Below are 11,502 nucleotides of genomic sequence, written 5' to 3' on the forward strand. Positions count from 1 at the left end.
CCCGACCGCCGGACGCAGGATACTACTTCTTCGGCCAGATCGGCTCAGACAAAGCCAGGTCTTCCGGGAACACGGTGACCGGCACCCCGTCCTGCCACTGGATAACCGTGAGGCTCGCGCCCTCGCGGCGGCCCTTGTCGTCAAAGCTCAGCGTGCCGCCGGGATAGTATTCTGCCGGACCCGCATCGAGTTCGCGCAAGGCATCGCCAAGAGCGGCGCGATCGCGGCTGCAGCTTTTTTCCAGCGCTTCCTTGAACAGCCAGATATCGCCATAGGTGGATACGGCGTTCTGGGTCATCCATGGTTCGCCGTAGACGGTGTTGAGCCGTTCGATGAGCTCCTCCTGCCCCTTGGTGCCCCAATTGGCGACCGCGGACATCACGCCCTCCAGCATTTCCGGCGGCATGGTGTTCAGCACCTCCGGCTCTGCGATCGCGATGCCGAACGAGATGACCGGAACCTGAACCCGGAATTCCTTCATCTTTTCCAGGATCAGCTTGCTGTCCGAAATCACGGTCGGCAGGAAGAACAGCAGGTCCGGACGCTTCTGGCGCACCTGCTGGACCAGCGAGGTGGCATCAGCCAGCGGCGGGGTAAACACTTCCTCCAGCACCACTTCGAGGCCGACTTCATCGAGCAGGCCACTCGTCATGCGCTCGACGGAGGAGAGCGACGCGGCGGTATTATCGGTGACGATCGCGACCGTCTCGGGCCGCTTGCCGGTCTGCTCCTCCGCGAGGTCCAGAATGATCGGCAGGGCGAGCTGCGCCTGCACGCCGGCCGTCGCCGAGGTCTGGAACACGTTCTTGAAGCCGCGATCGGTGATCAGGTCCGAATAAGACAGCGTCAGCATCGGCAGGTTGGCGCGCTCCGTCACCTCGGTCACGGCCAGCGTGAACGAGCTGAGATAGGCGCCCGTGCCGCCCACCAGTTCCGGATATTCGGCAACCATTCGCTGGGCGGCATTCGTGGCCTTCTCGACGGTATCGCCGGAATCGATCACGACGAGCTCCAGCGGGGCGCCATCCAGGCAGGATATCCCGCCGGCTTCATTGACGTCCTGCACGGCGAGCTCCGCGCCCATTTTCATCACCGTGCCGGGACGGGCGTAAATGCCGGATGTCGGCGCGATCAGGCCGATCTGGATCGGCTTTTCCTGCGCCAGCGCGGGGATGCCGGGCATCGCGGCGGTGCTTGCCGCAAGGGCGAAAGCGAAACTTCTCTTCAAATGGTTGGTCATGTTTTCCTCCTCCTTTGTTCAGTTCTCATTACATTCCGAGATAGGCCTGGCGGATGCGGTCATCGGCCATCAGCGTGTCGCCGTCTCCTTCCAGAACGATGCGACCGGTTTCGAGCACATAGCCGCGATCGGCAAATTGCAGCGCCTCCGCCACGCGCTGCTCGACCAGCAGAATGGCGAGGCCAAGATCCCGCCTGATCTCCATCAGCTTCTCGAACACGAAGTCCGCGATCGACGGCGCAAGCCCCATGGACGGCTCATCAAGCATGATCAGCTTGGGCGACGATGCGAGGCCGCGCCCGATGGCAAGCATCTGCTGCTGGCCGCCGGAAAGCGTGCCGGCATACTGTCCGGCGCGCTCCTTCAGCACCGGAAACCAGGTGTAGATCCGCTCCAGATTTGCGGCCCATTCATCCCGCCCGGCCTTGGGCACCGCGCCCATTTCGAGATTCTCCAGCACGGTCATCGAGGGAAACACCTGCCGACCCTCCGGGACATGGGCGATGCCGAGATGCGGCCGCCGCGACGGCTCAAGGCTCGAAATGTCCTCGCCCTCGAAACTCAGCCGGCCGCCGATGGGCGTCAGCGTTCCGGAGATCGCCTTGAACAGCGTTGTCTTGCCCGCGCCGTTCGGCCCGACCACGGAGATGAACTGGCCAGCCTCGATGCTGATCGAAACGTCGTGCAGCACCGGAACGCTTGCGGAATAGCCGACCGTGAGATTTTCAATCTTCAGCATGGGCGCTCCACTTCTTGCCGAGATAGGCCTCGATGACGTGGGGGTTTTTGGTGACTTCTTCGGGCGCCCCCTCCATGATCACCTGACCATGGTCGAGGACCAGGAAGCGGTCGACCAGCTGCACCATGGCCTGCATCGTGTGCTCGATGATCGCCACCGTCATGCCGCTGGCGGAAAGCCGGCGGATCACCGCCACGACCTCGGCGGCCTCGTCGCGGCCGAGGCCGGCAAGCGTCTCGTCGAGAAGCAGGGTGTGCGGCTTGCCGGCAAGGGCGCGCGCCAGCTCCATCAGGCGCAGTTCCTTGGTGGTGAGTTCGCCGGCAGGGCGGTTCGAGATCGCCGACAGCCCGACCTGACGCAGGGCGTCATCGGCAACCTCCGCCGCCTCGGCCTCGCTCTCGGCCCGCACATAGGCCCCGGTGCGGACATTGTCGCGCACGGTCATGCGCGTGAAAGGACGCATGATCTGGAACGTGCGGCCCACCCCTGCCCGGCACAGCACATGCGGCTTGCTGCGCGCCATGTCCTTGCCATTGACGAAGACCTGGCCGGATGTTGGCGTCTGGAACCCGTTCAGAAGGTTGAAAAGCGTGGTCTTGCCGGCCCCGTTCGGGCCGATGATCCCGAGAATCATGCCGCGCCGCACCTGAAAGCTGACATCCTGAACCGCCTTCAGTCCGCCGAAATTCTTGGACATGTTGCGCACGTCGAGCACGATGTCGGAACCGTCGACGGCCGGAGAGAAATCCCGTGGTTCGACTACCGTCAGGTCCAGCGGTTGCGTTGCCGGATGCGTCTCGGGCCCTCCCTTCTTCCGGGCCTTGCCCATCCAGTCGCGCACCTTCCAGAACATCCCCTCCGGCGCGAGCGTGATCAGCACCACGATCGCGACGCCGTAAACCACGCCCTGAATACCGGGCAGGATGCTGCCGAGTTCGGCATGCAGGATTTCCGCGATCGGTATCAGGAAGCCCGCGCCGATGATCGGTCCCCAGAACGTGCCGATGCCGCCGAACATCGCCACCGTCAGCGCCTGGGCGGACACCAGCATGCCGAACACGGATTGCGGCGTGATCACCAGAATGACGACGGCATAGAGCGAACCCGCCATGGCCGCGATCGCGCCGCTGACGGCGATGGCGCGAAGCTTCCAGCGCAGCGAGTCGATCCCGGCCGCTTCTGCCGCCGCCTCGTTTTGCTTGATTGCGATCAGCGCCATGCCGAAACGGGAGGATTCGATCTTCCGCGACAACAGCACCACGACGATCAGAAAGGCCATAGCGATCAGCGTGTAGACCCGCCCGTCGGAGAACTGCATGTAGGCTGCCGGATTGTCGTGCACCCGCGGCACGCTGACCTCGGGAAAGCCAAGCCAGAGGAAGACGTACATGAAGGCCAGCGGATAGGCGAGCATGCTGAGCGCGAAATAGTGGCCGCGCAGGCGGAAGGTCGGAAAGCCGATGGCGACGCCAAGCACCGCGCCGATCACGCCCGAGGCGAAGAACATCACCCAGGGCGTGATCGACCAGTAGATCTGCGCCAGCACGGTGGCGAAGGCGCCCGCGCCGAAGAAGGCGGCATGGCCGAAGGATATCAGCCCGGTATAGCCGCTCAGAATGTTCCAGCTCAGCCCGAAGGTCGCCCAGATCAGGATCAGCGTGAGCATGAGCTGGTAATAGGAATTGGTCACGAATGCCGCGAGCGCCAGATAGGCGAGCGCCGGAACGATGAAATAAAGGAGAGACTTGCTGCCTGTCTTCATCATCATGTCCGATCCACATTGCGTCCGAACAGGCCCTGCGGGCGAAGCATCACCACCAGCAGGAAGCACACGAAGATTGTCGCGTTCTGAAGCTGCGTCGGCAGCACCAGCGTCGAAAACTGCTGCACGAGACCGATGATCATCCCGCCCCAGAACGCGCCGATAATGCTGCCGATGCCGCCAAGCACGACGCCGGCATACATGATGATCACATATTCCAGGCCGACGAACGGGCTGAAGGGATAGCTGGTGGCGAGCAGCCCGCCGGCGATCGCCGTCACCGCCGTGCCGATCGCGAAGGCGATCCGGTGCGCCCGGTCAACATCGATGCCCATATAAGTCGCGGCTTCCGCATTATCGGCGGCCGCCCTCAGCGACTTGCCGAGGAAGCTCCGCTGGATCAGCAGCCACAACGCAATGATGACGGCGCTGGAAACCAGCATGGCAAAGATGCGCGACTTGTTGAAGAACAGCATGATCGGCATGCTCTCGCCAAACGGCTCCAGCACCCAGGCCTCGCTTGAAAGCGGCGTGCGGATCGAGACCAGATCGGCCCCGACCAGGATCATCGCGCCGTTCTGCAGGATCAGCGCGATGCCGAGCGTGAGGATGAGCTGGGCGTAATGGCCATCGCCCTCCATCTCGATCGACTGCCGGCCGGTGACCCGGCGGATCAGGAAGCGGTGGATCAGCCAGCCAAAGGCATACATGGCAGGCGCTGCGGCGATCACCGAGAGATAAGGGCCGAGCCCGCTTCCGAACAGCGCCTGAAAGCCGAGCGCGGTGAACACGAAATAGGCGGCATACATGCCAACCATTATGAAATCGCCCTGGGCGAAATTGATGACCCGCATGATCCCGAAGATCATCGCAAGGCCAACGCACATCAGCCCGTAGATCGCGCCGAGCGATACGCCGGTGATCAGGAGCTGGAGGACGTTCTCGATGAAGAACTGGAAATCCGTCACGGGACGCCCTCCCCGCTCTTGGCTGCCGCGAGCCGGGCGAGCGCGGCGAGGCTTGCCGCGTCATTGGCGGCAAGCTGATCGACAGCACGATCGAGATCGCTTGCCCGACCGGCTCCAAGCCGCGCCTTCGCCACCTTCGAAAGCCGTTCACGCACGAGGCCGGGCGATGCCGAACGGATATCGTCGAGCGCCTCCTCGATCACCGCACCTGATGTCGTCTCGATCTTCACCCTTGCGCCCTGACGCGCCGGGAACGCGTTGTTGAGCTCGTCGGAAATCGAAACCGTGGTGATCCCGATCAGTTCGGCGATGCACGGGTCATCGAGCAGCGCATAGTTTGCCTCGGCGATCTCGCCGCGCGCAATCGCCGCCCCCATGCCGAAAAAGATGCTCATCTTGGCCTGCAGCGGCGTCTCGAACGGCCCGCGATAGTTACAGCCCGGATAGTTGAGCGCGGCATCATAGGTCGACAGATGGATGGACTTGATGCTGTCGCCCTCGCCCACCCACTCGGCGGCGGCCAGCGCCACCTGGCAGGGCGACTGGGCGAAATTGCAGGCCGGCACTTCCTTGTTGAACACCGCCATGATCTCGCATTCGCCCTCGGGATAGAGAACGATCTGGTCCGGCGCTTTCTGGCGGCCGAAAGCGGCGAAAAGCCCGGCCACGCCATCAACGGCGCTTGCGGAGCCATGCGCGCCGAGCCGCGCCAGCCGAAGGGCCGTCAGCACGTTGCGGGAGGCGAAACCGGGATGGAAATACATGTCGTCCGCGCCGCTATGCGGCCATTCATTGAGGCCGCCGGCGGAATTGATCGCAAGCGCCAGCGCGTTGACGGTCGTCTCTCGGTCGAGGCCGAGAAGCAGCGCGCCGGCGAGCGTGCCGGACAGCGGACCGACGAGACCCGTAGGACGGAAGAGACGCGCCATTTCCGGCGTCATCAGCGCGCGGCCGACCCGACCGCCAATCTCGTATCCGGCAATCGCCGCATCAAGCGGTCGTGTCTTGAGGTCCGCCGCCTCACCGGCAAGTGCGAGCAGCACCGGCCAGATTACTACGCCCATATGCGAAAGGCTGCCGGCATGCATGTCCTCGCGCACGAGACCGTGCCCGCGCACCGCATTGGCAAACCCCGCATCCTCGGGAGTGTAGCCGCCTGCCTCGCCAACGATGGCGCAATCGCCAGCCCTGCCCGCCGCCAGCGCAAAGGATTGCCGGCTCCAGGGGAGGTCCGCCGATTCAATGGCGCATGACAGGAAATCGGCAAGGCAGATCGCGGCCTTTTCCCGCGCGGCCTCTGGAAATTCGTTTTTCTCGAAAGCCTGATCGACCAGATCCGTCAGAACGGTTCGTGCGGTCATGAAATTCTCCCTCCCATCGGGCCCTATCCTTTCGACTGCCTGCTTTTGCGCGATCGTCCTTCACGCTCCCTTGATCGTCATGCCGCAATCCACCTTGAGCGTGACGCCGGTGATGCAGCGGGCATCGGACGAGGCCAGAAACGCCACCGCGCGGGCAACATCCTCCGGCTCGGCAAGACGTCCGAGCAGCGATTTCGCCGTCCGCTCCTCCCAGCCACTATCTGTGATCACGGCAGACGCGCCGGGCGTGCGCACGGAACCTGGCGCGACGGCATTGACCCTTATGCCCTTGGGTCCAAGTTCGGCCGCCTGCTGGCGGGTCAGCGCGTCGAGCGCGCCCTTGATCGAGGTGTAGACGGAGGCCGTGCCGATCGCGATCGATACCGCGATCGAAGACAGGTTGACGATGCTGGCGTTTTCGCTGTTCTTCAGAAACGGAATGGCCGCCTGCGATGCCCAGAACGTTCCCTTGAGCCCTACATCCAGCATCCGCTCGATCTTTTCGGGAGGAAAGACCTCCAGTTCGGCATAGTGAAAGGCCACGGCATTGTTGACGAGGATATCGAGCCCGCCGTTTTCGGCGAAGCCTTCGATCGCGGCCATTGTCGCGGCGCGATCGGAAATGTCGCAGCGCAGGGGTACAAGCCTGCCGCCCTCAACCTCGTCCGCCATCCGCTCAAGCGCCTCGCCATCGATGTCCAGTGCGCCGACAGTCGCGCCGCGGGCAATCAGGTCGAGCGCGATCGCGCGTCCGAGCCCATTTCCGCCGCCCGTGACGATGGCGCGCAGTCCTTCCAGCATGAAAATCACCTCCCGTTTCGCGCGGCCTCCCGCCGTGCTTCAACTATCCGTAACATATAACGACAATAATACAATATTAAAATATTTCCGTTTCAGGCGACCGTATGACGGCCGGAACAACTGGGAAATGTCGAACTCGTTCTGAACGGCAAAGGTCGTTCAGCATGATGAAATCGCGATTACTGGATATGGAAACGGGGGCAACGCGGCCCGGGCGCGGCCATCCGCCGGCGACCGCCTTCACGCGGGATGAAAGACGTCTGGCTTGCTGATGGCGTGAATTAAACGTGTTGCCGTGGTTGGTCCGGACGGCTCCGATGGTTGTCCGGGCCAAACTGATCGCCAACTGGAACGGCTGACACCCGGCCCCCCACGGCCCGTTTGCCGAAAGCGGGTGCCGGGAAGACGCCTGGCGGTTTCTCGAATTTCAGGCGAATGGTGTAGAGGAATAGCGACGCCGCAGACAGCCCGGGAGCACGCCATGATAACCGATCCGACGACACTGCACATCCTCCACATATTCTACCTAGTCGCCCTGGCGGCCGAAGCCATGACCGCGGCGCTTGCAGCCGGGCGGCGCAGCATGGACTGGGTCGGCGTCATATTGCTGGCCTGCGTCACGGGACTGGGCGGCGGTTCTGTGCGGGACCTGCTTCTCGATCATCATCCCCTGTCGTGGGTCGGCTCCCCGGGCCTGCTGCTGGTGACCGGCGGCGCCGCCATACTGACAATCATGATTGCAAGGCACATGCACCGGCTGCAACGTGTATTCCTGTTTCTCGATGCAGTCGGGCTCGTTGTCTTCAGCGTCATCGGCAGCAATATCGCGATTGGCCTGGAGCAGCCGATACTTGTCGTCATAGCGGCGGGCATGATCAGCGGCTGTGTTGGCGGCGTCCTGCGCGACATCCTCTGCAATGACGTGCCGCTGCTGTTGCGCGCCGAACTTTATGCGACGGTTTCGGTCATCACCAGCGCAATCTTTGCCGGCGGCGGACGGCTGGGGTTCGATCACAATCTGGTTCTGCTGCTGGCCGTCGCCACAGGGCTTTGCCTCCGAATGCTGGCTTTGCGGTACAACTGGAGCATGCCGAAATTCATCTACAAGCACGACCTGGACTAAACCGGCAACGCACCGCGTCCAGCCGGAAGGCAAGCCGTATCCTGTCCGGAATCGCTCGATTGTGGACAACCGGCCACCCGATAAACCCCTCCATGCCGATCGCGTCGCCATCCAGAACGAGGGCGGCGGCAGGTGGAGAAGCTCAAAGATGGAATAACCGGGGTAATTTCACTGGGATCATCCAATCTGACGGTCTATTGTTTTGAGAAATAAACGCAGCATCAAATTTCAGGGGAGACGGCAATGCCTGCGCTGGTTGATCTAAGATCCAAAATTGCAAGTACAATCATGGAGCGGGAGAAGGATCCGAATTTCGAAATCTCGAAAATATTCTCCCATTTCTCGAAGGCAATCGAATCCGCCTCATTCGCCGCTCCGCTGCAATCAAAAACGGGTATTTCCGACGATTCACCGATCTTAAGATATTCCGACCTGCAGATCGATAAGACCGTTCGGTTTGAATATGAAGGCGAAGACAGCGATTTCGTGCTGACGATCTACGTCGATAACGAATTGCGCTTCCTCCCGCAGGGCCGCATTGTGGTGAATTGCCATACGCAGATCTTCGCCGGATATGGCGCAGGTCCCATAGCGATTGCAAACGATCCTGCGCCGCTGTCGGCAGAAGACGCTCCGCCAAGGTCCGGCCCGGCGCAACATGGTTCCGACGGCGCGAATGTTGGCCGCCGCGGCCAGCCCGGGCGCGATGCTGAATACGACTCCACATCGGCCACCAATGGAGAGAACGGCGGCAAGGGCGACGACGGAAGCCCGGGCGCTGATGGTTTGCACGGAATCGACGGCGAGCACGGTCGTAGAGGCAAGGACATTACCCTGATCGTCAACGCCTTTCTGAACGGGGCATCCGTCACCATCACTTCCACAGGAGGCGATGGCGGAAAAGGTGGCAGAGGACAACGAGGCGGAAACGGCGGAAGCGGCAGGCAGGGAGGCCAAGGCGGCAAGGGAGGAGATGGCAACATCCTCCATCGCGCCAAACGAGGGGGAGATGGCGGGCCGGGCGGCCACGCAGCGCCGGGCGGACGCGGCGGGGACCACGGCTGGAACGGAAACGCGGGAGATGGGGGCGACTGCCGCGCCTTTTATCGTGACCCCGATGGCTGGCCGATGGCCGGCTCAGTCTACAGCCGGCCCGGAGAGCCGGCGACCGCCCACCTCGTACCTGCGTTCGGAGGCGCGCACGGCCAGCCTGGAGAAGGCGGGAAAAGAGGCGCTCAAGGAGAGTCCTTTCCCGGACGCAGCGCACCGCCGGTGGCAAGCCCTGGCAAGCCCGGAAACCCTGTCAGGGATACAGACGGCAACGGCCTGGCCGCACCGGGCGACACGCCGGTGGCCGGAAGACCCGGTCGCAGGGGTGTTCAGGACGGGCCCAGGCAGGCCACGGAAAAAGACCTTTCGGAGTTCGTGTTGGCCGCTCTCTCCATGAAAGGAATCGAACATGTTTAAGCTCGGAATTTTCGGAAACTCCCCGGCCTCCATGGATTTCATGAACTTTGGCGACGGAACCGCCCTGGGCCGCGAAGTGAGCGTCCATCCAACAAGCGCCAAGCTCTATTCGACCAAGGAGAACAGCAATCCGCTGCATACCGGTCTGCTCTATACCAATGTCGGTCTCGTTGTCCCGGAACTCGACTTCAGCGAGGAGTACGGCACCTGGCTTTTCGGCCTCGGCATACGGCTGGACCCCAGTTTTAGCGGTCTTTCAATGCTGACATCGGCGCTGAAACCCGGCAGCGAGATTCGTCTCTGCAAGTCGGACGACCCGAAAGACCTCGTCGACGGACCGGATTCCCGTGCATATGTTCCGGACACCGGATATGACATCGAGCAATACCGCCTCCGGCTCTACGACGCCACGCATGTGTTCATGAACGGCGGAACCGGCGAGGGAAAGATTTTCTCCATCAGCTTCTGGTAGAGAAATGGTTACGAGGTCGACACCCGACGAATCGATCGCTGAAACGCATCTCGGATGCCGTGCAGCGCCGCAAAGATGCGAAGAAACGCCCGGCATCCGAAAACATGCCGCAAAATAACGATGATAACTTTGAAAATGGTGCGGTCGAGAAGACTCGAACTTCCACGGGTTGCCCCACAGCGACCTCAACGCTGCGCGTCTACCAATTCCGCCACGACCGCATCGTGGTAGATGCCGGTTTGTGCCGGCGCCGCAGCATGTAGCAAAAGCAAACTCGCCACACAAGCGCCATTGATCGTTTTTTTTCATTTCTGCACGCGAAGTGTGAAACCGCGCTCTCCGCCCGCCGCGACAGGCCTTGCGGCGCTTGCCGTCCCGCCCCAAATCTGCAAGGAGAAGGCCGAAGGATCCGCACATGCAAAGAAGCGACATCGAAACCCTGATGCACCCCGAGCCCGGTAGCCCGCCGGTGCGCTGGCGGATGAGCGAGGGGCTGACGGAATACCCGCAAGCGCTGGCCGAAATGGAGCGCGAGGTCGACCTGATCGCGTCCGGCAAGGCGGACGAGCTCGTCTGGCTGGTCGAGCATCCCCCGCTCTACACCGCCGGCACCAGCGCCAATGCTTCCGACCTGCTGATCGCCGACCGATTCCCGGTCTATGAGACCGGACGCGGCGGCGAGTACACCTATCACGGCCCCGGCCAGCGGGTCGCCTATCTGATGCTGGACCTGAAGCGTCGCCGCCGCGATGTGCGCGCCTTCGTCGCCGCGATCGAGGAGACCATCATCAAGACGCTCGATTCGATGAATGTGCGCGGCGAGCGGCGCGAGGACCGGGTCGGCGTCTGGGTCCGGCGGCCCGAACGCCCGCCGCTACCGGACGGCTCCATGGCCGAAGACAAGATCGCCGCGATCGGGATCAGGCTTCGGCGCTGGGTCAGCTTTCACGGCCTGTCGATCAATGTCGAGCCGGAACTCGATCATTTCGGCGGCATCGTGCCCTGCGGCATTTCCGGCTATGGTGTCACCAGCCTCGTCGACCTCGGCCTGCCGGTGACCATGGGCGATGTCGACATCGCCCTGCGCAAAGCCTTCGAGGATGTATTCGGAGAAACGGAAATCGAGGACTGACCGCGTTATTGCAGCGTCCTGTTGCCGGTCGCAAAGCCTGAAAGACGCGCGCGCGATGCGGTGCCTTTGGCATCGCCGTCGCGGCGGCCGGTCTTTCCCACGCGGTTGATGCCCATCACCATGTCGGTGTGTTTCATCCCGGCCTCGCCGCAATCCTCTTCCCAGTCGCCGGAAATCAGCCAGAAGGGGCGCACGCCGAGGATCGCGGCGATCTTCACCAGGCGCTCGACGGTCGGCTCGGCGCGGTCGCATTCCCAGTTCCTGAGCGTCAGTGGCGCAACGCCAAGCCGCGCGGCCGCGGTATCGAGGCTCAATCCTGCGCTTTCGCGCGCGGCAAGCAGCCTGCCGCCGAGGGTGTCGTCGGCGTAGAGTTTCTCGTCCATTGCGCTTCCTTCCCGAAAACCGCGCCGGTTTGCCCGGTCTTGACCCTTCATAGC

Annotated in this window: 11 protein-coding genes and 1 tRNA gene; 4 read left to right on the top strand and 8 right to left on the bottom strand. The window is 62.7% G+C overall.

Going from position 1 to position 11,502, the window contains the following annotated elements; genetic code table 11:
• Nucleotides 1-22: 22 nt before the first annotated feature.
• Genes V6766_RS08640 through V6766_RS08665 form a run of 6 tightly spaced genes read right to left on the bottom strand, consistent with a single transcriptional unit; the run spans nt 23 to nt 6,871 of the window.
• Nucleotides 23-1,240, bottom strand: coding sequence for an ABC transporter substrate-binding protein (locus V6766_RS08640; RefSeq protein WP_448465480.1), 1,218 nt, complete (start codon nt 1,238-1,240; stop codon nt 23-25).
• A gap of 28 nt (nt 1,241-1,268) precedes the next feature.
• Nucleotides 1,269-1,979: an ABC transporter ATP-binding protein gene (locus tag V6766_RS08645; RefSeq protein ID WP_448465482.1), complete on the bottom strand. Its 711-nt coding sequence runs from the start codon at nt 1,977-1,979 to the stop codon at nt 1,269-1,271.
• Nucleotides 1,966-3,747 (bottom strand): branched-chain amino acid ABC transporter ATP-binding protein/permease, encoded by a 1,782-nt coding sequence (locus V6766_RS08650; protein WP_448465485.1) that lies wholly within the window; start codon nt 3,745-3,747, stop codon nt 1,966-1,968. The genes V6766_RS08645 and V6766_RS08650 overlap by 14 nt, the downstream gene beginning before the upstream one ends.
• Nucleotides 3,744-4,709 (bottom strand): branched-chain amino acid ABC transporter permease, encoded by a 966-nt coding sequence (locus V6766_RS08655; RefSeq protein ID WP_448465487.1) that lies wholly within the window; start codon nt 4,707-4,709, stop codon nt 3,744-3,746. Before V6766_RS08655 ends, V6766_RS08650 begins: the two co-directional genes overlap by 4 nt.
• A complete protein-coding gene (locus V6766_RS08660) occupies nt 4,706-6,070 on the bottom strand; it encodes an MmgE/PrpD family protein (RefSeq protein ID WP_448465489.1) in 1,365 nt (454 codons plus the stop codon). The genes V6766_RS08655 and V6766_RS08660 overlap by 4 nt, the downstream gene beginning before the upstream one ends.
• A gap of 60 nt (nt 6,071-6,130) precedes the next feature.
• Nucleotides 6,131-6,871 (bottom strand): SDR family NAD(P)-dependent oxidoreductase, encoded by a 741-nt coding sequence (locus V6766_RS08665; RefSeq protein WP_448465491.1) that lies wholly within the window; start codon nt 6,869-6,871, stop codon nt 6,131-6,133.
• A gap of 481 nt (nt 6,872-7,352) precedes the next feature.
• Here V6766_RS08665 and V6766_RS08670 point away from each other — a divergent pair, with 481 nt between their 5' ends.
• From V6766_RS08670 to V6766_RS08680, 3 genes are all read left to right on the top strand, one after another.
• On the top strand, nt 7,353-7,994 hold the full coding sequence (locus tag V6766_RS08670) for a trimeric intracellular cation channel family protein (RefSeq protein ID WP_448465494.1): 642 nt from the start codon (nt 7,353-7,355) through the stop codon (nt 7,992-7,994).
• Between the two features lie 243 nt (nt 7,995-8,237).
• Nucleotides 8,238-9,461 (top strand): hypothetical protein, encoded by a 1,224-nt coding sequence (locus tag V6766_RS08675; RefSeq protein WP_448465496.1) that lies wholly within the window; start codon nt 8,238-8,240, stop codon nt 9,459-9,461.
• A complete protein-coding gene (locus V6766_RS08680; protein ID WP_448465498.1) occupies nt 9,454-9,933 on the top strand; it encodes a hypothetical protein in 480 nt (159 codons plus the stop codon). The genes V6766_RS08675 and V6766_RS08680 overlap by 8 nt, the downstream gene beginning before the upstream one ends.
• Before the next feature lie 136 nt (nt 9,934-10,069).
• Here the strand turns inward: V6766_RS08680 and V6766_RS08685 are convergent.
• Nucleotides 10,070-10,154 (bottom strand) — tRNA-Leu (locus V6766_RS08685).
• A gap of 194 nt (nt 10,155-10,348) precedes the next feature.
• On the opposite strand from V6766_RS08685, the gene lipB reads away from it, so the two are divergent.
• Nucleotides 10,349-11,065: a lipoyl(octanoyl) transferase LipB gene (lipB, locus tag V6766_RS08690; protein ID WP_448465500.1), complete on the top strand. Its 717-nt coding sequence runs from the start codon at nt 10,349-10,351 to the stop codon at nt 11,063-11,065.
• Nucleotides 11,066-11,070: 5 nt separating this feature from the next.
• On the opposite strand, the gene V6766_RS08695 is transcribed toward lipB, so the two are convergent.
• Nucleotides 11,071-11,448, bottom strand: a complete 378-nt coding sequence (locus tag V6766_RS08695; protein ID WP_448465502.1) for a helix-turn-helix domain-containing protein — start codon at nt 11,446-11,448, stop codon at nt 11,071-11,073.
• Between the last annotated feature and the right edge of the window lie 54 nt (nt 11,449-11,502).

This window comes from Martelella sp. AMO21009 (genome assembly GCF_053484295.1).